General features: G+C 70.4%; 21 protein-coding genes and 1 tRNA gene. 5 read left to right on the top strand and 17 right to left on the bottom strand.

Annotation, left to right across the window (positions count from 1 at the left end):
- Nucleotides 1-8 precede the first annotated feature (8 nt).
- Genes V2S04_RS04215 through V2S04_RS04200 form a run of 4 tightly spaced genes read right to left on the bottom strand, consistent with a single transcriptional unit; the run spans nucleotide 9 to nucleotide 2,534 of the window.
- Nucleotides 9-371 carry a TadE family type IV pilus minor pilin gene (locus tag V2S04_RS04215; RefSeq protein WP_413637209.1) on the bottom strand — a complete coding sequence of 121 codons (363 nt, stop codon included), beginning with the start codon at nucleotides 369-371 and terminating at the stop codon, nucleotides 9-11.
- A gap of 11 nt (nucleotides 372-382) precedes the next feature.
- Complete coding sequence (locus tag V2S04_RS04210) at nucleotides 383-595, bottom strand: DUF4244 domain-containing protein (protein ID WP_099194541.1); 213 nt, start codon at nucleotides 593-595, stop codon at nucleotides 383-385.
- Between the two features lie 44 nt (nucleotides 596-639).
- On the bottom strand, nucleotides 640-1,539 hold the full coding sequence (locus tag V2S04_RS04205) for a type II secretion system F family protein (RefSeq protein ID WP_413637208.1): 900 nt from the start codon (nucleotides 1,537-1,539) through the stop codon (nucleotides 640-642).
- Nucleotides 1,533-2,534 carry a TadA family conjugal transfer-associated ATPase gene (locus V2S04_RS04200; protein WP_413637207.1) on the bottom strand — a complete coding sequence of 334 codons (1,002 nt, stop codon included), beginning with the start codon at nucleotides 2,532-2,534 and terminating at the stop codon, nucleotides 1,533-1,535. The genes V2S04_RS04205 and V2S04_RS04200 overlap by 7 nt, the downstream gene beginning before the upstream one ends.
- Before the next feature lie 357 nt (nucleotides 2,535-2,891).
- On the opposite strand from V2S04_RS04200, the gene acs reads away from it, so the two are divergent.
- Nucleotides 2,892-4,862, top strand: a complete 1,971-nt coding sequence (gene acs, locus V2S04_RS04195; protein ID WP_413637206.1) for an acetate--CoA ligase — start codon at nucleotides 2,892-2,894, stop codon at nucleotides 4,860-4,862.
- A 74-nt stretch (nucleotides 4,863-4,936) separates the two neighbouring features.
- On the opposite strand, the gene V2S04_RS04190 is transcribed toward acs, so the two are convergent.
- Both V2S04_RS04190 and V2S04_RS04185 read right to left on the bottom strand, forming a co-directional pair.
- A complete protein-coding gene (locus V2S04_RS04190) occupies nucleotides 4,937-5,395 on the bottom strand; it encodes a RidA family protein (RefSeq protein ID WP_413637205.1) in 459 nt (152 codons plus the stop codon).
- On the bottom strand, nucleotides 5,392-5,616 hold the full coding sequence (locus tag V2S04_RS04185) for a hypothetical protein (RefSeq protein ID WP_099194545.1): 225 nt from the start codon (nucleotides 5,614-5,616) through the stop codon (nucleotides 5,392-5,394). The genes V2S04_RS04190 and V2S04_RS04185 overlap by 4 nt, the downstream gene beginning before the upstream one ends.
- An 84-nt stretch (nucleotides 5,617-5,700) precedes the next feature.
- Here V2S04_RS04185 and V2S04_RS04180 point away from each other — a divergent pair, with 84 nt between their 5' ends.
- The 4 genes from V2S04_RS04180 (at nucleotide 5,701) to V2S04_RS04165 (ending at nucleotide 10,247) form a co-directional block, all read left to right on the top strand.
- Nucleotides 5,701-8,337, top strand: a complete 2,637-nt coding sequence (locus V2S04_RS04180) for a transglycosylase domain-containing protein (protein WP_413637204.1) — start codon at nucleotides 5,701-5,703, stop codon at nucleotides 8,335-8,337.
- Nucleotides 8,334-9,269 (top strand): metallophosphoesterase, encoded by a 936-nt coding sequence (locus tag V2S04_RS04175; protein ID WP_413637203.1) that lies wholly within the window; start codon nucleotides 8,334-8,336, stop codon nucleotides 9,267-9,269. The genes V2S04_RS04180 and V2S04_RS04175 overlap by 4 nt, the downstream gene beginning before the upstream one ends.
- Nucleotides 9,270-9,335: 66 nt before the next feature.
- Nucleotides 9,336-9,409 (top strand) — tRNA-Pro (locus tag V2S04_RS04170).
- 64 nt (nucleotides 9,410-9,473) lie between these two features.
- Complete coding sequence (locus V2S04_RS04165; protein ID WP_413637202.1) at nucleotides 9,474-10,247, top strand: HAD-IIB family hydrolase; 774 nt, start codon at nucleotides 9,474-9,476, stop codon at nucleotides 10,245-10,247.
- Between the two features lie 21 nt (nucleotides 10,248-10,268).
- Here the strand turns inward: V2S04_RS04165 and V2S04_RS04160 are convergent, their stop codons facing one another.
- The 11 genes from V2S04_RS04160 to V2S04_RS04110 all read right to left on the bottom strand — a co-directional run bounded on the left by V2S04_RS04160 (nucleotide 10,269) and on the right by V2S04_RS04110 (nucleotide 24,286).
- On the bottom strand, nucleotides 10,269-11,504 hold the full coding sequence (locus V2S04_RS04160) for an alpha-hydroxy-acid oxidizing protein (protein WP_413637201.1): 1,236 nt from the start codon (nucleotides 11,502-11,504) through the stop codon (nucleotides 10,269-10,271).
- Nucleotides 11,505-11,528: 24 nt separating this feature from the next.
- Entirely contained in the window at nucleotides 11,529-12,233 is a 705-nt protein-coding gene (locus V2S04_RS04155) for a FadR/GntR family transcriptional regulator (protein ID WP_413637200.1), read from the bottom strand.
- Between the two features lie 63 nt (nucleotides 12,234-12,296).
- Nucleotides 12,297-12,926, bottom strand: coding sequence for a thymidine kinase (locus V2S04_RS04150; RefSeq protein WP_413637199.1), 630 nt, complete (start codon nucleotides 12,924-12,926; stop codon nucleotides 12,297-12,299).
- Nucleotides 12,927-12,936: 10 nt separating this feature from the next.
- Entirely contained in the window at nucleotides 12,937-14,409 is a 1,473-nt protein-coding gene (locus tag V2S04_RS04145; protein ID WP_413637198.1) for a malate:quinone oxidoreductase, read from the bottom strand.
- Nucleotides 14,410-14,482: 73 nt separating this feature from the next.
- Nucleotides 14,483-15,556 carry an aspartate-semialdehyde dehydrogenase gene (locus V2S04_RS04140; RefSeq protein WP_413637197.1) on the bottom strand — a complete coding sequence of 358 codons (1,074 nt, stop codon included), beginning with the start codon at nucleotides 15,554-15,556 and terminating at the stop codon, nucleotides 14,483-14,485.
- Between the two features lie 123 nt (nucleotides 15,557-15,679).
- Entirely contained in the window at nucleotides 15,680-16,156 is a 477-nt protein-coding gene (locus V2S04_RS04135) for an N-acetyltransferase family protein (RefSeq protein ID WP_413637196.1), read from the bottom strand.
- A gap of 11 nt (nucleotides 16,157-16,167) precedes the next feature.
- A complete protein-coding gene (locus V2S04_RS04130) occupies nucleotides 16,168-17,454 on the bottom strand; it encodes an aspartate kinase (RefSeq protein WP_413637195.1) in 1,287 nt (428 codons plus the stop codon).
- Between the two features lie 92 nt (nucleotides 17,455-17,546).
- The gene (locus tag V2S04_RS04125; RefSeq protein ID WP_413637194.1) at nucleotides 17,547-18,578 is read right to left on the bottom strand and encodes a DMT family transporter; all 1,032 of its coding nucleotides are present in this window, start codon (nucleotides 18,576-18,578) and stop codon (nucleotides 17,547-17,549) included.
- The gene (recR, locus tag V2S04_RS04120) at nucleotides 18,575-19,168 is read right to left on the bottom strand and encodes a recombination mediator RecR (protein ID WP_071643765.1); all 594 of its coding nucleotides are present in this window, start codon (nucleotides 19,166-19,168) and stop codon (nucleotides 18,575-18,577) included. Before recR ends, V2S04_RS04125 begins: the two co-directional genes overlap by 4 nt.
- Nucleotides 19,168-21,738 carry a DNA polymerase III subunit gamma and tau gene (locus V2S04_RS04115; RefSeq protein WP_413637193.1) on the bottom strand — a complete coding sequence of 857 codons (2,571 nt, stop codon included), beginning with the start codon at nucleotides 21,736-21,738 and terminating at the stop codon, nucleotides 19,168-19,170. The genes recR and V2S04_RS04115 overlap by 1 nt, the downstream gene beginning before the upstream one ends.
- Before the next feature lie 55 nt (nucleotides 21,739-21,793).
- Nucleotides 21,794-24,286 carry a glycoside hydrolase family 65 protein gene (locus V2S04_RS04110; RefSeq protein ID WP_413637192.1) on the bottom strand — a complete coding sequence of 831 codons (2,493 nt, stop codon included), beginning with the start codon at nucleotides 24,284-24,286 and terminating at the stop codon, nucleotides 21,794-21,796.
- Nucleotides 24,287-24,297 lie beyond the last annotated feature (11 nt).

Here is a 24,297-nt window from a genome sequence, read left to right as displayed (position 1 = left end):
GACCGACATCACAGGCCACCCGCCAGCGCGCAGCTCGACGCGCGCAGCGGCACCGAGACGAGTCGTCCTATCCGCATGTCGAGCGCGGCGGTGACGCACACCAGGTCGCCGCTGGTGCGCGACGACGATGACGCGCCGTCGACGGCATCGCGGACGACCCCCGCTGCCCTGGCCGGGCTCTCGCCGCGCCCGAGCAGACGCGCGGAGTCGGCCGCAGCGTCCTGCAGCGAGACCTGCGTCGCCGCCGCGGCGAGGGCGCCGATGCCGAACGCGATCGCGATGAGCGCCGCCGGCAGGGCGACCGCGAGCTCGGCGGCGACCGACCCCCGGTCGCCACCGAGCACGCATGTCGGACGGTGCCCTGCACGCATCCCTCGGCGCATCAGGCCACCGTGAGCGCCCGCCGGACGAGGTCGGTGAGGATGCCCCGCACCTCGTCCGAACGCATGATGACGACGAGCAGCCCGGCGAAGGCCACGGCGGCCATGGTCGTGATCGCGTACTCGGCTGTGGCGGCTCCGGTCTCGTCGGTGAACAGCTCGGCTGCGCGGGTTCTGGTCAGCTCGGGCAGGGGCTCTGCATGGGATCCAGTCATGGTGTTCCTTCTTTCTCGGTGCGAGGCGACGATCGCCCCGGCGTTCAGATCGGCAGCGGGGTCGAGGCGAGCACGCTGAGCATGAGCGGTGCGACCCCGAGCAGGAGGAAGGCCGGCAGGGTGCAGACGCCCAGCGGCAGCAGCAGCTTCGATGACAGACGTGCCGCGCGCACGCGCCCCTCGACCCGTGCGTCGTGGCGCTGCTGCGCGGCTGAGGCGCGCAGCAGCTCGCCCGCCGGCACTCCTGCCGAGCGGGACAGCTCGAGAACGGCATCCGTGCTGCGGCGGTCCTCTTCCAGCGCCGCGGGACTGTGCTCGACCAGGCGCAGAGCCCGCGGGATGCCCGCGCCGCCCGCCAGAGCGACCGCGACGAGCTCGGCGTGCATGCCGGGCGTGCCGGCGCGGGGCTGAGCGGCGCGCACCATCCGCGCGGTCCACCAGCGGGCGAGCAGCACGAGACCGGTGCCGAGCACCACGCACGCGATGCCGAACGGATTGCCGACCAGCACGCCCAGCGTGTCGAAACCCAGCGCGAAGCCGAGCAGCAGCCCGGCGAAAGGCAGCCACAGCAGCAGTCGCGCCGTCCCGGTGGGCTCTGCCAGCGCGACGCGCACATCGTCGGCCGCCGCTGCGGCATCCTGCAGCGACTCGGCCAGGGCCCGCAGCACGAGGGCCAGCGGAGCGCCGACCGTCGTCGCGATCTCCCATGCCGCGGCCACATCCGACCAGGCGCCTCCCTCGGCGTCGATCGCACCGGCGAGGTCTGCGCCGGCGTCCAGGCGGGCGACGATGCGCACCGCGACGGGGTCGTCCGTGTCGGCGAGGTGGCGCCAGGCGGCGAGCGGGCGGGACCCCGCCTGCAGCAGCACGGCGAGGGTGCGCACCGCTGTGGCCGCCCGCGCCGGTCCGTCCGGATCGGGCCGTGCGCTCGATCGCCTCACCACGGCTGCACCTCCTCCATCCCGAGGCGGTCCGACTCGAGGACGAACCGGCCCGCGCAGGCGATCCGCCGACGGCCGTCGGATCCGCGCTCCAGATGAAGCACGATCGTGAACGCGCTGACCACCTGACGCGCGAGTGCCGCGGCGTCCATCCCGGCGAGCGCGCCGAGCGCCTCCATCCGCGCGGGCACGTCGGCCAGACCGCTGGCGTGCAGGGTTCCGGCTCCCCCGTCGTGCCCGGTATTGAGCGCGGTCAGCAGCTCGCGCACCTCCTCGCCGCGGCATTCGCCCACCACCAGCCGATCGGGGCGCATGCGCAGCGATTCGCGCACGAGCATCGCGAGGGTAATCCGCCCGGCGCCTTCGAGGTTCGCCTGACGGGCCTCGAGCGAGACGTGGTGAGCGTGCCGCGGCCGCAGCTCCGCGACGTCCTCGATGGTGACGATCCGCTCGGCAGCGCCCACCTGCGACAGCAGCGCGGTGAGCAGCGTGGTCTTGCCCGTGCCCGTTCCGCCGGTGATCAGCACGTTCGCACGCTCGCGCACCAGCCGCTCGAGCCAGGCCCGCTGCGCCCGGTCGAACGTGCCCGTGCCCTCGAGTACGGCGAGGTCCGCGCCGAGCACGCGCGGCACGCGCACCGACAGGGCGGTGCCGCTGACCGAGACCGGCGCGAGCACAGCGTGCACGCGGATGCCGGAGTCGAGGCGCACATCGACGCACGGGGACTGGTCGTCGAGATGCCGGCCGCCGGCGGCGACCAGGGCGACCGCCAGGTCGCGGACCTCGCGCTCCGACGCTCGCCACGCGGCGATGCGCTCCGCCCCCTCGCCGCGGTCGACGTAGAGCTCGTCCGCACCGTTGACGAAGATGTCGGTGACCCGCTCATCGCGCACGTGCTCGGCCAGCGAGCCGAACGCCGGATCCACCTCGGCGACGGTCGCACTCTCGCCCCCGCGCTCGGCGCGGTGGCGGGGTCGGAGGACGAACGGTTCTGGCATGCGACGACGCTAGGTGCCCCGCACGGTGTCGCAGTGCGGGTTTCCCAGTCGTTGTGCACAACTGCACGAACAGGCGTTCTGTGCAGAGCGAAGCGCGCGCATCGCGGCCGGACAGAAGAGGCGGCACCTCACGGGGGGAATGAGGTGCCGCCTGCGCGCAAGCCCGGTGAGGGGATGCCGGGCGCGCTGAAGCCGTATTCGAAATCGGCTGAGGTCAGTGTATGCATCGCTTCTTGACGGCGCCAATCCGACTCACTACCTACTTTCGACAGTAGGCTTCACTTTCCGCTCGGACTAGATTCGCCGAGTCACGGTCGTGCCTGACACGATCCCCCCACGCCGCAAAGGAGCGAGTGCATGAGCAGTCAGATCGACCACCTTCTCGACGAGGCCCGGAGGTTCCCGCCGTCGGAGGAGTTCGTCGCCCAGTCGATCGACGACCCCGCCCTCTACGAGCGCGCGAAGGCCGACCGCATCGCCTTCTGGAGCGACCAGGCCCGGGAGAGCGTGCACTGGCACAAGCCGTTCACGCAGGTGCTCGACTGGTCGAACCCGCCGTTCGCCAAGTGGTTCGACGACGGTGAGCTCAACGTCGCCTACAACTGCCTCGACCGGCACGTGGAGGCAGGCAACGGCGACCGCGTCGCCATCCTGTGGGAGGGCGAGCCGGGCGACGAGCGCCGCATCACGTACGCCGAGCTCACCGATGAGGTCAAACGCACGGCCAATGTGCTGCAGGACCTCGGGGTCGGCCAGGGCGACCGCGTCGCCATCTACCTGCCGATGATCCCGGAGGCCGTCATCTCGATGCTCGCGGTGGCGCGCCTCGGCGCGGTGCATTCGGTGGTGTTCGGCGGCTTCAGCGCCGACAGCCTGCGCTCGCGCATCGACGACGCGGGAGCCAAGCTGGTGATCACCGCCGACGGCGGGTACCGCAAGGGACGGGTGTCCGCCCTCAAGCCGGCCGTCGACCAGGCGCTCAGCGACCGCAACGGCGAGGGTGAGCAGCAGACGGTCGAGCACGTGCTGGTCGTCAAGCGCGGCGGCAACGACGTCGACTGGAACGACGAACGCGACATCTGGTGGCACGACGTCGTGCCACAGGCATCCGGTGAGCACGAGGCGCAGGCGTTCCCCTCCGAGAACCCGCTGTTCATCCTGTACACCTCGGGCACCACCGGCAAGCCGAAGGGCATCCTGCACACCTCGGGCGGCTACCTCGTGCAGGCGGCGTACACCCATAGGTACGTGTTCGACCTGCACCCCGAGACCGATGTGTTCTGGTGCACGGCCGACATCGGCTGGGTCACTGGGCACAGCTACGTCACCTACGGCCCGCTCGCCAACGGCACCACGCAGGTGCTCTTCGAGGGCACGCCCGACTCCCCGCACCCGGGTCGCTGGTGGGAGATCATCGAGAAGTACGGGGTGACGATCTTCTACACCGCGCCGACCGCGATCCGCTCGTTCATGAAGCTCGGACGGCAGATTCCGCAGAAGTTCGACCTGTCCAGCATTCGGCTGCTCGGATCGGTGGGCGAGCCCATCAACCCCGAGGCGTGGATGTGGTACCGCGAGGTCATCGGCGCCGGCAAGGCGCCCATCGTCGACACCTGGTGGCAGACCGAGACCGGCGCGATCATGGTGTCCCCGCTGCCCGGCATCACCGCGACCAAGCCCGGCTCTGCACAGGTGCCGATCCCCGGCATCTCGATCGACGTCGTCGACGACGACGGCAACGAGGTCGGCCATGGCAACGGCGGCCTGCTGGTGATCACCGAGCCGTGGCCGTCGATGCTGCGCGGCATCTGGGGCGACCCGGAGCGCTTCAAGGAGACCTATTGGGAGAAGTTCCAGGACAGGGGCTACTACTTCGCCGGCGACGGCGCCCGGCTGGACGACGACGGGGACCTGTGGCTGCTCGGCCGCGTGGACGACGTCATGAACGTCTCGGGTCACCGCCTGTCGACCACTGAGATCGAGTCCTCGCTCGTCGCGCACGAGGCCACCGCCGAGGCGGCCGTGGTCGGTGCGACGGATGAGACGACCGGCCAGGCGGTGGTCGCGTTCGTGATCATCAAGCAGAGCTACCTCGAACTGCATTCGCCCGAAGGCCTTGCGGCGCTGCTGCGCAGCTGGGTCGGCGAGCAGATCGGCCCGATCGCCCGTCCGCGCGACGTGTACATCGTCGGCGAGCTGCCGAAGACCCGCTCGGGCAAGATCATGCGCCGTCTGCTGCGCGACGTTGCCGAGGGCCGCGAGGTCGGCGACACGACCACGCTCGCCGACACCATGGTGATGACCACGATCACCAGCCAGGTCAAGTAGCCCAGATGCGCGAAGCGGCCCCGCCGATCTCGATCGGAGGGGCCGCTTCCGTCACTGCGAATGCCGCAGCGGACTCACGCGAGGATGAAGGTCACCTCGACCTCGACGGGGGTGTCCAGCGGCAGGCTCGCGACGCCGACGGCGGCACGGGCGTGCTTCCCCGCGTCGCCGAAGATCTCGCCGAGCACCTCGCTGGCGCCGTTGACCACGGCCGGCTGCCCGGTGAAGGCCGGATCGGATGCGACGAAGCCACCCACCCGCAGCACGCCAGCGATCCGATCGACCCCGCCGACGGCCTGTGCTGCGGCGGCGAGGGCGTTCAGCGCACACGTGCGGGCGTAGCCCTGGGCATCCGCCGCCTCGACCTCGGCCCCGACCTTGCCGGTCGCGGGCAGCGCGCCGTCGACGAACGGCAGCTGGCCGGAGGTGTACACGAGTCCTCCGTGCACCACGGCGGGGACGTACGCCGCGACGGGTGCGGCGACGGCGGGCAGCTCGATGCCGAGCTCCTGCAGACGTGCAGCGATGCTCACTGCTGCCCTCCTTCGAACTGACGCGACGCTTCTGCGGCGGCGGCGAGACCCGCGTTGGCCGTCGCGTCGTCGGTGACAGGGCGCTTCAGATAGGCGACCAGTCCCCCCTCAGGACCCTGGACGACCTGCACGAGCTCCCAGCCCTGCTTGCCCCAGTTGTTGAGGATCGCCGCCGTGTTGTGGATCAGCAGCGGCGTGGTCAGATACTCCCACGTGGTCATGGCACTCCTGTGCGTCGGCGACGAGCGGCACCGGATGCCGTGCGTCGAGGCTCTTATTCAGGGAACTCCCTTAACATCAAGCGTATGCCTCAAACCAAACGCACGCTGAAGGGTGTGCTCGGCGGTCTGCTCGGCCTGCTGGGTCTCAGCGCCGTCGCCGGAGTCCTCGTCACCGCGGCCGTCACCCCCGCCATCGCGGTCGCCGGAGTGACGGGATCGCAGGCCCTGACGATCTTCGACAACCTGCCGAACAGCCTCACGCCGGGTGCCCCGATGGAGCCCACGACGTTCTACGGCACCGGCACCGACGGAAAGCCCTTCCAGCTGGCGAAGTTCTACGACCAGAACCGCGTGCCGGTGACGTTCGATCAGGTGTCCCCGCTGCTGTACGACGCCATCCTCTCCAGTGAGGACAAGAGCTTCTACGAGCACGGCGGCGTCAACCTCGGAGCCACGGTGAAGGCCGTCATCGACAACGTCCGCGGCACCTCGTCGCGCGGCGCGTCGACGATCAGCCAGCAGTTCGTCAAGAACGTGCTGATCCAAGAGTGCGAGTGGAACGTCAAGCCGACCCTGAAGAACGGCAAGACCAACGAGAAGTACGGCGAGCAGCTGCGCGCGTGCTGGACTGAGGCGACCGAGGCGAAGGGCGCCGACGGCATCGAGCGCAAGCTGCAGGAGATGCGCTACGCCATCCAAATCGAGAAGGACTTCTCGAAGAACGACATCCTGCTCGGCTACCTGAACGTGGCGAACTTCGGCGGCCAGACCTACGGCATCGAGGCCGCCGCCAACCGCTACTTCGGCACCAGCGCGAAGAAGCTCACCCTCGGGCAGGCCGCGACCCTCGCCGGCATCGTGCAGAACCCCAACCGGTTCCGCATCGACCTCGAGGGCGGCACGTACACCGATAAGGACGGCGTCGCCCACAACGGCAAGGCCGACGGGTACGCCGACACGAAGTTCCGCCGTGACTACGTGCTGAACCGCATGTTCCAGAACGGCCAGATCACCGAGGCGCAGTACAAGGAGGCATCCGAGGCGCCGATCGTCCCGAACATCAAAGCCACCACGCAGGGCTGTGCGGCAGCGGTCGACCAGGCGTACTTCTGCCAGTACGTGCGCGCGGTCATCGAGACCGACAAGGCGTTCGGCGAGACTGAGAGCGAGCGGCAGGAGACGCTGCGGCGCGGCGGCCTGCGGGTCTACACGTCCCTCGACATGCGGATCCAGCAGCCCGGCAACGACGCCATGCACCAGTACGCGCCCGCCTCCGTGCCCGGGGCGACCTACGCCGCCAGCGGTGTGACGCTCGAAGCCGACACTGGGCGCATCCTCGCGATCGTGCAGAACACGAAGTTCAAGGACAGCGAGGGCGCGAAGGCGGGTGAGACCAGTCAGGTCTACGCCGCCGACCGTGCGCACTACGGTGCCAGCGGCTTCGGCCCCGGTTCGACGTACAAGCTGTTCACCCTGCTCGACTGGCTCGAGAAGGGGCACTCCGTCAACGAGACGCTCAACGGCGTGGTGCGCTCGAATGGCACCTACAAGCTCACCGTCTGCGGCAAGCCGTCCACCATCCCCGCGAAGTCGGCGGGTGGCAACTACAAGAAGAACCGCGGCTTCGTCGGCACGCCGATGCGCTTCACCGCGCAGTCGCTGAACACCGGCTTCTACGCCATGGCCGAGCAGCTCGACCTCTGCGACATCAACAAGATGGCCGCCCGGCTCGGCGTGCACCAGGGCAGCATGGTTCCCGTCACCGACAGCAATCAGCTGTTCGAGACGGTGCTCGGCAACAAATCGATCGCACCGATCCAGATGGCCGCGGCCTTCGCGACGGTCGCCAACAAGGGCGTCTTCTGCGAGCCGCGCGTGATCGACAAGGTCGTGAGCACCGAGGGCAAGGAGCTGCCGGTGCCGAAGCAGAGCTGCACGAAGGTGCTCGAGCCCGAGGTCGCGGCGACCGCAGCGCACGCGCTCCGCGGCGTGATGAACGCCACCGGCAGCGCAGCACGCCTGGGCGACGGTGTGCCCGTGTTCGGCAAGACCGGCACGAACGAGTCGTATGGTACGGCCATGGCGACGGCGACCACCCAGACCTCGACGTTCATCTTCTCGGGCTTCGACCGCGACATGAACGACGACAGCATCCCGTGGAACGAACGCCAGACGCTCGAGCGCACCTACGGCCCGAGCGGCATGCAGCTGAGCCAGATCCGCTTCCCGCTCTCGCGCGCCATGCAGGGCGCGGCGAATGCGGCGTACGGCGGAGATCAGTTCCCCTCCCCCGATCGCAGCCTCACCCGCACGGTGCTGCGCGACCTGCCCGATGTCGTCGGCAAGTCGATCGATGAGGCGCGCGGCATCCTGGAAGGCGCCGGCTTCTCGGTCGCCGTCGGCGACTCGATCGACAGCGAGATCGGCCAGGGCCTCGTCGCCGCCCAGAGTCCCGGCGCGGGTCGTGCCCCCTCCGGTGCGACCATCACGCTCAGCCCGAGCAGCGGCAAGAAGCCGGGCGAGGAGAAGCCGGAGAGCACGGTGCCCGACGTGACCGGCGCGAAGTACAACCAGGCCAAGGCCGCCCTCGAGAAACTCGGCTTCGGCGTCTCCGAGGACGGCTGCCGGGGCGGATCGACGGTCAGCGCTCAGGATCCCGCCGCTGAGACCAAGGCGCCCGCGGGCACCGAGGTGACCCTGAGCTGCGAAGGCGACGGGTGACCCGGAGCTCGGCCGCGCGCACGGCCCTCACCGCGCTCGGCGCGGTGGGGGCCGTCGGCGTCGGCGCGGCGATCTGGGGCGTGGGAATCGAACGGCACCTGTACACCGTGCGTGAGGCGAGCGCGGCGGCGCTGGCCCCGGGCAGCGCACCGGTGCGCGTGCTGCACATCTCGGATGCGCACATGGCGCCCTGGCAGCACCGCAAGCAGCGCTGGCTCGCGTCGCTCGCCGCGCTCGAACCCGATCTGGTCGTGAACACCGGCGACAATCTCGGACACCGCGACGGGCTGGCCGGCATCCGCCGCGCCCTGACCCCCTTCGAGGGGATCCCCGGCGTGTTCGTGCACGGCTCGAACGACGTGCAGGCGCCCGCACCGCGCAATCCGCTGAAGTACTTCACCGGGCCGTCGAAGGGTCACCATGATCCGGAACCGCTCGACACCGCGGCGATGGACGCCTTCTTCACCGACGAGCTCGGCTGGCATGGCCTGAACAACGCCGCCACGCGTCTGGACGTCGCAGGCAACAGCATCGAGTTCATCGGCGTCGACGACCCGCACCGCGGCTGGGACGACGGGGAGGCGCTGCGCCGCGAGGTCGCATCGCTCGGTGATCCAGACGAGCGCTCATCCCGCATCGCCGTGGCCCACGCCCCGTACCGTCGGGTGCTCGACGACTTCATCGACCTGGGCGCGGATGCCGTGTTCGCCGGCCACACGCACGGCGGCCAGGTCTGCCTGCCCGGCTTCGGCGCCCTGGTGGCGAACTGCGACATCCCGCTGAAGCAGGCGAAGGGACTGAGCCGCTGGTCGCATGCCGGCCGGACGGTGCCGCTGAACGTCAGCGCGGGCTGCGGCCACTCGATCTACGCCCCGGTGCGCTTCGCCTGCCGCCCCGAGGCGACCCTGCTGACCCTCACGGCCCGCGACTGACGCGCCCGGTGCCCGACCGATTCGGCGTTGCGTCGCGGTGCATGTAGACTTGAACGGTTGCAATCACGGGGTGTGGCGCAGCTTGGTAGCGCGCTTCGTTCGGGACGAAGAGGCCGCAGGTTCAAATCCTGTCACCCCGACAGCACACGAGAAGGGATCCGCTCAGGCGGGTCCCTTCTCGCATCCGGATAGGCTGGAGCCATCATGACGCACCCCCGCCTGGTCGCCTTCGACCTCGACGACACGCTCGCCCCCTCGAAGGGCCAGATCGACGACCGCATCGCCGACCTCCTGCGCGAACTGCTGCGTCGCGTCGACGTGGCGATCATCTCCGGAGGCAACGAGCAGCAGTTCCGCAGCCAGGTGATCGCGCGGCTGACCGATCTGCAGCCCGCCGAGCAGCTGCGACTGCACCTGCTGCCCACCTGCGGCACGCGCTACCTGCGCCATGACGGCGAGGCGTTCACGGCCGTGTACGCGCACGATCTGAGCGACGACGAGAAGTCGTCCGCCCTCGCCGCGCTGCGCGAGGAGGCCGAGCGGCTGGGCCTGTGGGAGCCGGAGCCGTGGGGCGACATCCTCGAGGACCGCGGGTCGCAGATCACCTTCTCGGCGCTCGGTCAACAGGCACCCCGAGACGCCAAGCACGCCTGGGACCCGACGGGCGAGCGCCGTGCGGCGCTGCGCGACGCCGTGGCGCCGCGCCTTCCTGGACTCGAGGTGCGCTCGGGGGGCTCGACGTCGATCGACATCACCCGTGCAGGCATCGACAAGGCCTACGGCATGCAGAAGCTCGTCGAGCACACCGGCATCCGCCTCGACGAGATGCTGTTCTACGGCGACCGCCTCGATGAGGGCGGCAACGACTACCCGGTGCGTGCGCTCGGGGTCGTCTCGATCGCCGTGGAGGGGTGGCAGGACACCGCCGACAAGCTGGATGCCCTGATCGCCACCCTCCCCGCGCCGATCGCGCGCTGAGCGCGCGCTGAGCGCGCCCGTTCAGCGTCGGATCGGCGCCAGACGGGTCAGCTGCGTCACGTGCGCCGGCGTGAGCTCGGCGAGAGTCGAGACGCCGAGCAGTCGCATCGTGCGCTCGATCTCGGACCGCAGGATCGCGATGGTGCGGTCGACGCCGGCTCGCCCGCCGGCCATCAGCCCGTAGAGGTAGGCCCGGCCGATGAGCGTGAAATCGGCGCCGAGCGCCACGGAGGCGACGATGTCCGCGCCGTTCATGATCCCGGTGTCGATCATCACGGTGAACTCGTCGCCGACCGCTTTGCGCACATCCGGCAGCAGGTGGAACGGGATCGGCGCCCGGTCCAGCTGGCGACCGCCGTGGTTCGACAGCACGATGCCGTCGACGCCGGCGTCGCGGAGCCGCACGGAGTCCTCGACCGTCTGCACGCCCTTGATGACGATCCTGCCCGGCCACAGGTCGCGGATCACCGCGAGATCGTCGTAGCTGATGGTCGGATCCATCGCGGCATCCAGCAGCTCCCCCACCGTGCCACCGGTGCTGCTCAGCGATGCGAACTCGAGCTTCGGGGTGGTGAGGAAGTCGAACCACCACCACGGCCGGGGGATCGCGTTGACGATCGTGCCGAGGGTCAGCTGAGGGGGGATGCTGAAGCCGTTGCGCTTGTCGCGCAGGCGAGCGCCGGCCACCGGGGTGTCGACCGTGAAGTGCAGCGTATCGAAGCCCGCCGCCGCGGCGCGACGGGTCAGCTCGTACGAGATCTCACGATCGCGCATCACGTACAGCTGGAACCAGTTGCGCCCGTGCGGGTTGGCGTCCCGTACGCCCTCGATGGAGGTGGTGCCGAGCGTGGAGAGGGTGAAGGGGATCCCAGCGGCGGCGGCGGCCCCCGCACCCGCGATCTCCCCCTCGGTCTGCATGAGTCGCGTGAAGCCGGTCGGAGCGATCCCGAACGGCAGGGCGGAGCGCCCGCCGAGGATCTCGACGCTCGTGTCGACCTCCGGCGCAGGCGTGAGGATGCCCGGGTGGAACTCGACGTCCTGGAACGCCTGCCGCGCACGCGACAGCGAGAGCTCGCCCTCGGCGGCGCCGTCCGTGTAGTCGAAGGCCGCCTTCGGCGTCCGCCGCTTCGCGATGGCGCGCAGGTCGTCGATCGTGAGAGCAGCCTCCAGACGGCGCTTCCGGCCGTCGAACTGCGGCTTCTTGAACTGCATCAGCTCGAGCAGCTCGGCGGGCTTGGGCAGCTGGCGGGTGACCATCGGCTTTCCTCTCGGGTGGGTTGTTCAGGGGCCGACGAGGCCCGCGGCGGCGTAGTAGCCGGTGATGTGGTCGTGGATGAGGGCACGAGCGGTGTCGGCGGCTCCGCGCTCGACCGCGTCGACGATGCGGCGATGCTCGTCACGCAGCCGACAGACCATGGCGTCCCAGTCGGCGATGCCCGCGGCCCCGGCGACGACATACGACTCGATCGCCTCGCGCAAGCCGGCCATGGTGGCGGCGATCACGGTGTTCCCCGACGACTCGGCCAGCATGAAGTGCAGCTGCGCATCGAGGGCCAGGAACTCGCCGACGCTCAGACCGTCGGCGTCCATCGCGTCGAGGATGCGATGCACCTCGGTCAGAGTCGGGCCATCCGCAACCGCCAGCGCGCCGACCACGGCGTCCTCGAGCACGAGACGGGTCTGCACCACGTCGGCGAGGGGGAAGCCCCGGGCGGCCACCTGCAGCCGCATCAGCGTCGACATGCCGCCGGTCGGCGCCGCGACCACGATCGCCCCTGCCTGCGGACCGGAGCCGGTAGCGGTGCGGATGAGTCCCATCACCTCGAGAACGCGGAGGGCTTCACGGACGCTCGAGCGCCCCACCCCCAGGTCGGCCGCGAGATCGCGCTCGGACGGCAGGCGGTCACCCGGGCCGAGCACACCGCCGAGCAGGTCGCTCTCGATCCGCTCGAGCACGGTGCGCCACGCACGCTGCGTCTCCGACATCCCGCCTCCTGTGGTCAGACCACAGCGTACGCGCATGTGGTCTGACCACGCAAGGCGGACGTCTCAGTCCAGCGCGCCGTGCGACTCCTGCAGATAGCAATCGCCGCACAGCGACTCGTACGTCACCTCCGCGCCGTCGATCGCGACCTGGTCGCCGTCGAACACGAAGCGCCCGTCGATCAGGCGCCCGTTGAAGACGGCCTTGCGGCCGCAGCGGCAGATCGTCTTCAGCTCTTCGAGCGTGTGCGCGATCGCGAGCAGCCGGGCCGATCCGGGGAAGGCGTGCGTGCGGAAGTCGTTGCGGATGCCGTAGGCCATGACCGGGATGCCGTCGAGCACCGCGATGCGGAAGAGGTCGTCGATCTGCTCCGCCGAGAGGAACTGCGCCTCGTCGACGAGGAGACAGGCGACATCACGCGGCTCTGCGGGCAGCAGCTCCTCGGCGCCTTCGGCGAGCACACGCTCGCGCTCGCTCGTGAACAGCGCTCGCGCGTCGTCGCGTGGCCCGATGAGGAAGTCGACCTCACGCGTCATCCCGAGCCGGCTCTCGATCTGCGAGGCGCCCTTCGTGTCGATCGCGGGCTTCGCCAGCAGCACCCGCTGCCCGCGCTCCTCGTAGTTGTACGCAGCCTGCAGCAGAGCGGTCGACTTGCCCGAGTTCATCGCGCCGTAGCGGAAGTACAGCTTCGCCACGGTCGCGGGATCAGGCCGTGAGAGACAGGGTCGACGCCGTGGCGCTCATCGATTTCTCGGCGGCGCTCGGATCATCGTTGAGCCGGTGGCCCATGGTCGGGATGAGGTCCTTCAGCTTCGGCTCCCACCCGGCGTACTGCTCGGGGAAGCAGCGCGCGAGCAGACCGAGCATGATCGGCACCGCCGTCGACGCGCCGGGAGACGCGCCCAGCAGGCCCGCGATCGAGCCGTCCTCGGCCGCGACGACCTCGGTGCCGAACTGCAGGATGCCGCCCTTCTCGGGGTCCTTCTTCATCACCTGCGCCCGCTGGCCGGCCTGGATGAGCTCCCAGTCCTCGTCGCGCGCCGTCGGCACGAAGGTGCGCAGGTTATCGACCTTCTTGCCGTGGCTCTTGACCAGCTCGCTGATCAGGTAGGTGATCAGGTCGGGGTTCGCGAAGGCGACCCGGAGCATCGGCCACAGGTTGTGCGGACGCACCTGGGTGATGATGTCGAGCATCGAGCCGTGCTTGAGGAACTTCGGGCTGAAGGTCGCGAACGGCCCGAACATCAGCGACTTCTCGCCGTCGACGACCCGGGTGTCGAGGTGCGGCACAGACATCGGAGGTGCGCCGATCGCCGCCTGCGAGTACACCTTCGCCTGGTGCTGTGAGACGAGCTTCGGATCGGTGGTCTTCAGCCACTGTCCGCCGATCGGGAAGACGCCGTAGCCCTTGATCTCGGGGATGCCGCTGTTCTGCAGCAGCTTGAGGGCCCAGCCGCCCGCGCCGACGAAGACGAAGCGAGCCTTGACCTGCCCCGGTGTGCGGCCGATCACATGGCGGTACTTCACCAGCCAGCTGCCGTCGCTCTGACGCTTGAGATTGCGCACCTCGTGCTCGGTGCGCACCTGCACACCGGAGGACGCGAGGTGGCTGAAGAGCTGACGGGTGAGCGAGCCGAAGTCGACGTCGGTGCCCGACGGAACCCGGGTGGCGGCGAAGGGCTCGCCCTTGCGGCGCTTCTGCATGAGCAGCGGCGCCCACTTGTTGATGACCCGGGAGTCCTCGCTGTACTCGATGCCCTCGAAGAGCGGCTGCTTGCGGAGCACCTCGTAGCGGGCCTTTAGGAAGGCGACGTCCTTCTCGCCCCGCACGAACGTCATGTGCGGCACGGAGTTGATGAAGGTCGAGGGCGCGTCGAGGACCCCGCGCTCGACCAGGCTCGACCAGAACTCGCGGCTCTGCTGGAACTGCTCGTTGATCGAGATGGCCTTCGCCGGGTCGAGCGTGCCGTCCTTGCCCTGCGGCATGTAGTTGAGCTCGCACAGCGCCGCGTGCCCGGTGCCCGCGTTGTTCCACGGGTTCGAGCTCTCCTCGGCGACCCCGCCGAGGCGCTCATAAGCGACGATCTTCCAGTCCGGCTGCAGTTCGTGCAGCAGAGTACCCAGCGTGGCGGACATGATGCCCCCACCGATCAGAACGACATCGACGGTTTCGGTCACCAGAACAGTCTAGTCGTCCGCACAGGGCCGGATTTCCGGCCGAGGAGGGCGTCTGAGCGCCCTTGTGGCCGCCTCAGACGGCGGCCGGCGTAAGTCGCCGGGTCAGCTCCTCGGCGATCTGGACGGCGTTCAGCGCGGCCCCCTTGCGCAGGTTGTCGTTGCTGATGAACAGCACGAGCCCCTTGCCCTCCGGGGCGGACTGGTCGGCGCGGATGCGGCCCACGAAGCTCGCGTCCTTGCCCGCCGCCTGCAGCGGGGTCGGCACCTCGTCGAGCGCGACGCCGGGCGCGGATGCCAGCACCTCGCGTGCCCGTTCGGGGGTGATGTCGTCCGCGAACTCGGCGTGGATCGAGAGCGAGTGTCCCGTGAAGACCGGCACGCGCACGCAGGTGCCGGCCACGCGCAGGTTCGGGAGCCCGAGGATCTTGCGGCTCTCGTTACGCAGCTTCTTCTCCTCATCGGTCTCGTTGTCGCCGTCGTCGACGACCGAGCCCGCGAGCGGGATGACATCGAACGCGATCGGCGCCACGTACTTCTCGGGCTGCGGGAAGTCGACGGCTGCGCCGTCGTGCACCAGACGCAGGGTGTCACCCTGGGCGAGAACGCTCTCGACCTGACCGAGCAGCTCCTGCGCGCCGGCGATGCCGGAGCCCGAGACGGCCTGGTAGGTGCTGACGATGAGCCGCTCCAGTCCCGCCTCGGCGTGCAGCGCCTTGAGCACGGGCATGGCCGCCATGGTGGTGCAGTTCGGGTTCGCGATGATGCCCTTCGGACGCTCGTCCATGGCATCCGGGTTCACCTCGCTCACCACGAGCGGCACCTCGGGATCCATCCGCCAGGCGCTCGAGTTGTCGACCACGACCGCACCGGCGGCGGCGAACTTCGGCGCGTACGCGCGGCTCGCCGTGGCGCCGGCCGAGAACAGCGCGATGTCGATGCCGGACGGGTCCGCCGTGTCGACGTCCTCGACGATGACGTCGACCCCGCCGAAGTCGATGGCCGTGCCCGCAGAGCGGGCCGAGGCGAACAGCCGGAGCTCGCGCACCGGGAACGAGCGCTCGGCGAGGATGTCGCGCATCACGGTGCCGACCTGGCCGGTCGCGCCGACGATGGCGATCGAGAATCCGGATTCGGAGATACGGGTCATGGGGGATCCTTGGCGTGGAGACGATGCGCCAGGCTCAGCCCCAGGGTGCGGATGCTGCGCCTGGCACCGATGTCAGGGTTGCCGTGAGTCTACCCGCTCGCCACGACGCCCAGGCCGGCCGTTTCAGCCTGCGGAGGGCGGGGCGATGTACGTGTGGAACGGAGCTCGCGACGCGATGCGCTCGTAGAGTCGCTGTGCGTCCACGTTCGACTCGGAGGTGATCCAGCGCACCTCCGCGAGACCCTCGTCGGCGGCGATCCGCTGCAGCCGCGCGATCAGCGCCGAGCCGACCCCCGCGCCTCGCGCATCCGGAGCGGTGAACAGGTCGTCGAGGAAGATCGCCGTCGCGCCGCGCGACGGACGCGCGAAGCGCCGCCAGTGCGCGATGCCGATCGGGATGCCGTCGCGCACCGCGACCAGGCCCTGCAGCTCGTGCGCAGGGTCGCCCAGCCATTCCCAGACGGTCTCGACGACCGCTGGGTCGGCGTCGAGCCGATAGAAGGCGCGGTATGCGGCGAACAGCTCACCCCACGCGTCGCGGTCGGCCGGCTGCACCGCGCGGATGGTCGGCGGGTGCACGGTGTGCGGATTCCGCATCATGCGCCTGGCGATCAGCGACCCGTGCCTGCGTGCACGACCGCCTCGATCTCGCTGTCGAGACCGTAGGCGCTGTGCACGGTGCGCGCGGCCTCGGCGAGGTCGTCGCCGCGGAGGACGACCGAGATGCGGATCTCGGAGGTCGAGATCATCTCGATGTTGATGCCGCCCGCGCTGAGCGCCTCGAAGAGGATCGCCGAGACGCCGGAATGCGTGCGCATGCCTGCGCCGACGACCGACAGCTTGCCGATCTGGTCGTCGTGCAGCAGGCTCTCGAAGCCGACCTCGCCCTGCTCGGCCGCGAGCGCCTTGAGCGTCGCGGGGGCGTCGGCCTTGGGCAGCGTGAACGAGATGTCGGTGCGGCCCGTGGATGCTGCCGAGACGTTCTGCACGATCATGTCGACGTTCGCGCCGGCCCTCGAGACGATCTTGAAGATCTCGGCGGCCTTGCCCGGCACATCGGGCACCCCGGCGACGGTGATCTTGGCCTGGCTGAGGTCGGTGGCGACCCCGGCGACGATCGGTTCTTCCATGGCTTCTCCCTCGGTGGCGCGCGGGTTCTTCATTCCCTCGCCCAGGACGTAGGTGCCCTCCGACGACGAGAACGTCGATCGGGCGTGGATGAGCACGCCGTGACGACGGGCGTACTCGACGGCGCGGATGTAGAGCACCTTGGCACCGTTGGCCGCGAGCTCGAGCATCTCCTCGCTGGAGACGTGGTCGAGCTTGCGGGCGCGCGGGATGACACGCGGGTCTGCGGTGAAGATGCCGTCGACGTCGCTGTAGATCTCGCAGACGTCGGCGTTGAGGGCTGCCGCGAGAGCGACGGCCGTGGTGTCGGAGCCGCCACGGCCCAGGGTCGTGATGTCGCGGGTGTCGCGATTGAAGCCCTGGAATCCGGCGACGATGACGATCGCGCCCTCGTCGAGCGCCTCGCGCAGGCGCACCGGGGTGACGTCGACGATGCGCGCCTTGCCGTGCGCCGAGTCGGTGATCATGCCGGCCTGGCTGCCGGTGAACGAGCGCGCCTCGAAGCCCATCGAGTGGATGGCCATCGCCAGCAGCGCCATCGAGATGCGCTCACCGCTCGAGAGCAGCATGTCGAGCTCGCGGGGCGCGGGAATCGGGGCGACCTCGTTCGCGAGGTCGAGCAGCTCGTCGGTGGTGTCGCCCATGGCGCTCACCGCGACGACGACGTCGTGCCCGGCACGACGGGTGTCGACGATGCGCTTGGCGACGCGCTTGATGCTCTCTGCGTCGGCGACGGACGAACCGCCGTACTTCTGCACGATCAGGGCCACGATCACTCCCGGGGACGGTGGGCGGATCCGCCCACGCACATTCTACGGATCACGCCCATGCCGCCTTCTGCATGTGACGCGCGAACGCGGCCTCAGCTGCGGTCTTCGGGCTCCGGCTTGTCCTGACCGTCGGGTCGGTCGGCGGTCTCGGGTCGGGCCGGGTCCGCGACGATGACCTGCGCGGTCTCGACGGTGGTCACCGGGCCGGTGGTCAGGTCGGGAGCGGACGGGCGAGGCCGCAGACGCCCGCCGGTCGCGGCGAACCAGCATCCGATCAGCACGATCGGGAAGCCGATGAGCAGGCCCGGCGTGAGCGGTTCGGCGAGCACGACGGCGCCGAGCACGATGGCGACGATGGGGTTCACGTAGGTGAACAGCGGGGCCCGCACCGGGCCGACCTCGCGGATGAGTGCGAAGAAGGCGACGAAGGCGAGCGCCGTGCAGACCACGCCGAGCAGCAGCAGCGACACCGTCGCACGGACCGTGGGCACGTCGTGCTGCGTGAGCAGGGCGGCAGGCAGGTAGCCGAGTCCGATGCCGAACAGGGCGAGGGTGATCGTGCCGAGCGATGGCACATCCTTCAGCTTCAGCGCGATGATGAACGGGGCGATCGCATACAGCACCGCGGTGAGCAGGACCTCGCCGATCGCGAATGCGCTGCTCGGCTCGTGCGGGAACAGTCCGGGCCCCGCCACGACCACCGCGACGCCGGTGAAGCCGAGCAGCAGGCCGCCGAGCCTGACCGGCGCGAGGGCGGAGCGGTCGCCGCGCAGCAGCGCGATGATCACGGCGAAGAGCGGAACGGTCGACACGAGCAGCCCGGTGAGCCCCGACGGCAGCTGCGTCTCGGCGTGGCTGAGCAGGAGGAAGGGCCCGGCCATCTCGACGAGACCGAAGGCGAGCACCCAAGGCCAGTGCTTCCACGCCGCAGCGAGTGCACCGGCGCGCAGCGCGAACGGCAGCAGGATCAGACCGCCGAGCAGGGTGCGTCCAGCGACCACGGCGGGCGGCGAGTACGAGTGCACCGCCTCCTTGATGAAGAGGTAGGTGATGCCCCACACGAACGCCATCACGGCGAACAGGATCCAGCCCCTGCGGGTGAACCCCGCGTGCTGCGCGCTCACAGCCGGCGACGCCCCTCGAAGGCGCGTCCCAGCGTCACCTCGTCGGCGTACTCGAGGTCGCCGCCGACAGGCAGACCGGATGCCAGCCGCGACACGGTGATCGACATGCTGGTCAGCAGTCGGCTCAGATAGCTGGCGGTCGCCTCGCCCTCTAGATTGGGGTTGGTGGCGAGGATGACCTCCTGAACGGTGCCGTCGGCGAGCCGGGTCATCAGCTGGGCGATGCGCAGATCGTCGGGCCCGACGCCCGCGATGGGACTGATCGCGCCGCCGAGCACGTGATAGAGGCCGCGGAACTCGCGGGTGCGTTCGATCGCCGCGACATCCTTGGCATCTTCGACGACGCAGATCAGCTCGGGATTGCGCCGCGGGTCACGGCAGATCGCGCAGCGGTCCTGCTCCGAGACGTTGCCGCAGACCTCGCAGAAGCGCACGCGAGCGCGCACCTCGGTGAGCAGCTCGGAGAGCCGCGCGACATCGAATGACGGGGTCTGCAGGATGTGGAACGCGATGCGCTGCGCCGATTTGGGGCCGATGCCGGGGAGCCGGCCGAACTCGTCGATCAGCTCCTGGACGATTCCGTCGTACATCAGTTGAACCTCGCCGGGGGCTGGTAGGGCTCTTCACGCACAAACCTCGCGCCGAGCACCTGTCGGATGACGGCTTCGCCGCGGCGCTCGACACCGTCGGAGGTGACGGGCCGGCCGGGCGTCGGCGGCGGCACCTCGCGGAGCGAGGGGCGGGCCGGTGCCTGCGCCGCCTTCGGCGGCGCGGCGGGACGGGCGGATGCCGCGCCGGCGGGCACCACGGGCGGGCCGGCCTGTCGACCGGGTTCGTCGTACTCGGGGTCGTACGGCGGCTCGTCGTCGTACGGCGGGTACTCGTCGTCGAGCGGCCCAGGCCCGTCCACCTCGCCGTCGCGGGGCGGCTGCGGAGCGGACGCCGCGGCCTCGACGTCGGCGGGCTCGTCGTCGACGGGGAACTGCGGCGGAGCGGATGATGCGACCGACGCCACGGCGACCGGCGCCGCACCCGCAGCCGCAGCGGAGACGCCCGAGGCGACCGGTGCGGACGAGGGGATCGGCGCGACGGCCCACTCGGTCACCGCGGCGGACGCCGACAGCGCGCCGCCGGAGGACGGGGAGGCCGGTGCGCTCGCGCCCTGCGGCGCCGCGCTGCCGAGGCTCTGCGGCCCGCTCATCGGATTGGCCCATCCGGCGGCCGGGGCGTCGTCGCCGCCGCTGGACGGCCGCGTCGGCGTGGTGGCGGGGCCGGAGCCCGAGGGTGCCGGCCCGCTGGGGGCCGCCGCGCCTCCCCCGCCCGGGGGCAGGGGCGCCGGGCGGTACTTCACGGTGACGCCGAGCTCCTGCTCGATGGCGGTGCGCAGGTGATCGGAAGTGCCCTTGCCGGGAGTGGTGCCCTTGAACCGCGGCACGTCACTCGGACTCGAGAAGCCGAGGGTCAGCACACCGCTGTCGGCGTCGAAGGCGAGCGGCTGGATGCCGGTGACGATCAGCCACGACGCACGGCTGATCGTCTCGAGGCGGGTCAGCACCTGCGGCCACGCGGCGGCGATGCGCTCGAACGTCACCGGTCCGGGGGGAGCAGACGCCCCGGGGGCCGCGGGGTCTGCGGGCTGCGGGGCCTCGTCCGGTCGGGGGGACGCCCCGCCGGAGGCAGTCGCGTCGCCTGCGGGATGCGAGGGCTGAGCCGTCGGCGCCGAGGAAGGAGCGCTCGAGACCGGCGCCGTGAGGTTCTCGACGATGACCGGAGAGGCCGTCTCGTCGTCGACGGCGGAGTCCGGGGCGGAGGAGGGCTCGGGGGCCAATGCGGAGGACGGCGGGGCGGACGGGGCCGGCAGGGCAGCGGGCGTCGGCCCGGGCGCGGCAGCTGGTGCCGGTACCGGTGCCTGCGCGGGCGCAGGGGCCGCCGCGGCGGCAGGAGCTGCGGTGGGCGCCGGCTGCGCGGCCTGCGCAGACGACGGGACTGCGGGTGTGGCGCGCTGCGCGGACGGCGCCGGCGCCGGCGCGATCTGCGGGGCCGCGGCACCGGCATCCTTCGGCGCTCCAGCGAGCACGCGCGCGACCATCAGCTCCAGGTGCAGCCGCGGCGAGGTCGCGCCGCTCATGTCGTCGAGCGCCTGGCTGACCAGATCGGCGGTGCGCGACAGGCGCACGGCGCCGAACGCGGCGGCCTGCGCCTGCATCCGCTCCATCTCGTCGGCGGGGATGCCGCGCAGCACGGCGGACGCGCCGTCGCCGACCGCCTCGATGACGATGAGGTCGCGCAGGCGCTCGAGCAGGTCGTCGACGAAGCGGCGGGGGTCCTGCCCGGTCTGCACGACGCGGTCGACCGCGGGGAACGCCGTCGCGGCGTCGCCGACGGCGAGGGCATCGACGATCTCGTCGAGCAGGGCGGCGTGCGTGTAGCCGAGCAGGGCGACGGCGCGCTCGTAGGTGACATTGCCCTCGTCCGACCCGGCGATCAGCTGGTCGAGCAGCGAGAGCGTGTCGCGCGGTGAGCCGCCGCCGGCGCGGACGACGAGGGTGAGTACGCCCGGCTCGACCTGCACGCCCTCCTCGGTGCAGAGCTTCTCGACGTACTCGAGCATGGCCGCCGGCGGCACGAGCCGGAACGGGTAGTGGTGCGTGCGCGAGCGGATCGTGCCCAGCACCTTCTCGGGCTCGGTGGTGGCGAAGATGAACTTCACATGCGCGGGCGGCTCTTCGACGAGCTTCAGCAGGGCGTTGAAGCCCTGCGGCGTGACCATGTGCGCCTCGTCGAGGATGAAGATCTTGAACCGGTCCCGGCTCGGTGCGAACGTCGCACGCTCGCGCAGATCACGCGCATCGTCGACGCCGTTGTGGCTGGCCGCATCGATCTCGACGACGTCGAGCGATCCGCCTCCGGCGCGGGACAGCTCGACGCAGCTCGGGCAGACGCCGCACGGCGTGTCGGTCGGCCCCTCGGCGCAGTTCAGGCAGCGCGCGAGGATGCGGGCCGAGGTGGTCTTCCCGCAGCCGCGAGGGCCGGAGAACAGGTAGGCGTGTCCGACGCGGTCGCCGCGCAGGGCGGTCATCAGCGGATCGGTCACCTGGGACTGCCCGATCATCTCGCCGAACGTCTCGGGCCGGTAGCGGCGGTACAGGGCTGTCGTCACCCATCCAGCCTACGGCGTGCCGCCGACACCCGGATCAGCGCGACCCGTCCCGCACTCAGTCCTCGTAGGCCTCGATGATCGGGATCGTCGTCGTGGTGACCGGCACCGATGCCGACAGGCGCGTGCCGTCGTCGCGACGGGCATCCGCGATGCCGCGCAGCGTGGGCCTGCCAGGACGCACCGGCCCCTGCCCCGCGAGGCGCACGAGAGCCGGCTCACCCACCGCCGCGCGATGCGCGGCGCCGCGGACCGTGAACTCGACGGCGTCGCCCTCGCTGACCTCGAGGCGCAGCTGATCCCGGGTGATCGTCACCCGGAGGCGGCTGCCCCGCCACTGCAGCGGGTAGGCCAGCTCTGGCCAGTCGGCGGGCAGTCGGGGGTCGAAGCTCAGCTCGCCGTCGTGGTCGCGCATGCCGCCGAATCCGCTGACGAGCGCCGTCCAGATGCCGCCGGTGGAGGCGACGTGCACGCCGTCCGCGGAGTTGTGGTGCAGGTCGCCCAGGTCGACGTACAGAGCCTGCTCGAAGTACTCGCGGGCGAGGTCCTGGTAGCCGACCTCGGCCGCCATGATGGACTGCACGACCGCGGAGAGGGTCGAGTCGCCCGTGGTCAGCGGGTCGTAGTAGTCGAAGTCGGCCAGCTTCTCCTCATCCGTGAAGTGATTGCCCTGCAGGAACAGGGCCAGCACGACGTCGGCCTGCTTGAGCACCTGGAACCGGTATATCACCAGCGGGTGGTAGTGCAGCAGCAGCGGGCGCATCTCGGCGGGCGTGCCCTCGAGGTCCCACACCTCGCGCTCGAGGAAGAACGCATCCTGGGGGTGGATGCCCAGCGCCTCGCTGTAGGGGATGTGGATCGCCTCTGCGGCGCGCATCCAGGCGTCGCGTTCCCCCTCGTCGAGCCCCGTGCGCTCGACCAGAGCCGCGTACGCGGCGGGGGCGTTCACCGCCATCTCGCCCACGATGCGAGCGGCGAAGCGGAGGTTGTACCGCGCCATCACGTTCGTGAACAGGTTGTCGTTGACCACGGTGGTGTACTCGTCGGGCCCGGTCACACCGTGGATGTGGAACGTGGAGTCGCCGTTGGTGCCGCGCCAGAAGCCCAGCGTCGCCCACAGCCGCGCGGTCTCCACGGCGATGTCGGCGCCCTCTCTGCGCAGGAAGTCCAGGTCGCCGGTCGCGCGCACGTACTTGCCGAGCGCGAAGCTGACGTCGGCGTTGATGTGGTACTGCGCGGTGCCCGCGGCGTAGTAGGCCGAAGCCTCCTCGCCGTTGATGGTGCGCCACGGGAACAGCGCCCCTGCCTCGTTCAGCTGCGCTGCGCGACGGCGTGCGGCCGGCAGCATCATCACCCGCGCCCGCAGCGCGTTCTTCGCCCACTGCGGCGAGGTGTAGGTGAGGAACGGCAGCACGTAGATCTCGGTGTCCCAGAAGTAGTGCCCGCTGTACCCCGAGCCGGTCAGCCCCTTCGCCGCGACGCCGTTCCCGTCGGCGCGGGATGCCGCCTGGGCGAGCTGGAACAGGCACCAGCGCGTGGCTTGCTGCAGGTCGTCGTGACCGGCGATGCGCACGTCCGAGCGGTCCCAGAAGGCGGCGAGCCACTCGCGCTGAGCGGCGAACAGGGCATCCACCCCCTCCACGCCGACGCGATCGAGCGAGCGGCGGCACCGGTCGACGAGCTCGCGCGGCGGCACGCCCCGCGAGGTGTGGTAGCTGACGATCTTGCTCACCCGGATGGGCACGCCGGCCTTGGCCTGCACCCGGAAGACGTTCTTCGCGATGTCGGGATCGACGAGCGTGCGGGCGCTGTACTCGTTGTCGGTCTCGATGATGTGATCCGCGACGACCGCGACCGTCATGCCCGAGTCGGAGACGCGGTACGACAGCGCGGAGCGCAGGCCGTCCTGCCAGTACTCCACCGGCTGCAGCACCCGCTCGGTGATCTTGTCGGCCTTGCGCGGGTCGAATCCCGCCTTGCGCTCGGCCTTGCCTGCCATCGGGTCGCCGGCGTAGATGCCCGCGCCGTCCTGCCGGTTCAGCATCTGGCAGCTGATCGTGACCGGCGCGTCGGCGTTCTCGACGGTCAGTTCGAGCCGCAGCACGGCCAGGTGACGCTCCTCGAAGCTCACGATGCGCTCGTCGCGCATCCGCACGCGCTTGCCGGACGGCGTCACCCAGACGACGTTGCGCTCGAGCACGCCGGTGCGCATGTCGAGCGCTCGGGAGTACTCGTGCACCTCCATCTCGTCGAACGACAGCGGCTCGTCGTCGATGTACACGCGCATGACCTTGGCGTCGGGCGCGTTGACGATCGTCTGACCGACCTCGGCGAAGCCGTAGGCCTGCTCGGCGTGGCGGATCGGCCAGGTCTCGTGCAGTCCGTTGATGAACGTGCCGTGCTCGTGCGCGCCGCGCCCTTCGATGTGGTTTCCGCGCAGCCCGAGATAGCCGTTGCCGACCGTGAAGATGGTCTCGGAGACCCCTCCCTCGTCGTAGCGGGTCTCGATGAGACGCCAGGGGTCGACAGGGTGACGGTCGCGATCGATCATGCTCTCTCCGG

Origin of the sequence: Microbacterium sp. OR21 (assembly GCF_047306785.1) — a bacterium.
In the GTDB taxonomy this organism is placed as follows: Bacteria; Actinomycetota; Actinomycetes; order Actinomycetales; family Microbacteriaceae; genus Microbacterium; species Microbacterium esteraromaticum_E.
This window is presented reverse-complemented; position numbering and strand designations above follow the sequence as displayed.

Bases quoted from the DNA above. Each gene is read 5' to 3' on its own strand.
- V2S04_RS04215 (WP_413637209.1), bottom strand. From the start codon at position 371: ATGCGTGCAGGGCACCGTCCGACATGCGTGCTCGGTGGCGACCGGGGG.
- V2S04_RS04210 (WP_099194541.1), bottom strand. From the start codon at position 595: ATGACTGGATCCCATGCAGAGCCCCTGCCCGAGCTGACCAGAACCCGC.
- V2S04_RS04200 (WP_413637207.1), bottom strand. From the start codon at position 2,534: ATGCCAGAACCGTTCGTCCTCCGACCCCGCCACCGCGCCGAGCGCGGG.
- acs (WP_413637206.1), top strand. From the start codon at position 2,892: ATGAGCAGTCAGATCGACCACCTTCTCGACGAGGCCCGGAGGTTCCCG.
- V2S04_RS04185 (WP_099194545.1), bottom strand. From the start codon at position 5,616: ATGACCACGTGGGAGTATCTGACCACGCCGCTGCTGATCCACAACACG.
- V2S04_RS04180 (WP_413637204.1), top strand. From the start codon at position 5,701: ATGCCTCAAACCAAACGCACGCTGAAGGGTGTGCTCGGCGGTCTGCTC.
- V2S04_RS04165 (WP_413637202.1), top strand. From the start codon at position 9,474: ATGACGCACCCCCGCCTGGTCGCCTTCGACCTCGACGACACGCTCGCC.
- V2S04_RS04160 (WP_413637201.1), bottom strand. From the start codon at position 11,504: ATGGTCACCCGCCAGCTGCCCAAGCCCGCCGAGCTGCTCGAGCTGATG.
- V2S04_RS04155 (WP_413637200.1), bottom strand. From the start codon at position 12,233: ATGTCGGAGACGCAGCGTGCGTGGCGCACCGTGCTCGAGCGGATCGAG.
- V2S04_RS04140 (WP_413637197.1), bottom strand. From the start codon at position 15,556: ATGACCCGTATCTCCGAATCCGGATTCTCGATCGCCATCGTCGGCGCG.
- V2S04_RS04135 (WP_413637196.1), bottom strand. From the start codon at position 16,156: ATGATGCGGAATCCGCACACCGTGCACCCGCCGACCATCCGCGCGGTG.
- recR (WP_071643765.1), bottom strand. From the start codon at position 19,168: ATGTACGACGGAATCGTCCAGGAGCTGATCGACGAGTTCGGCCGGCTC.
- V2S04_RS04110 (WP_413637192.1), bottom strand. From the start codon at position 24,286: ATGATCGATCGCGACCGTCACCCTGTCGACCCCTGGCGTCTCATCGAG.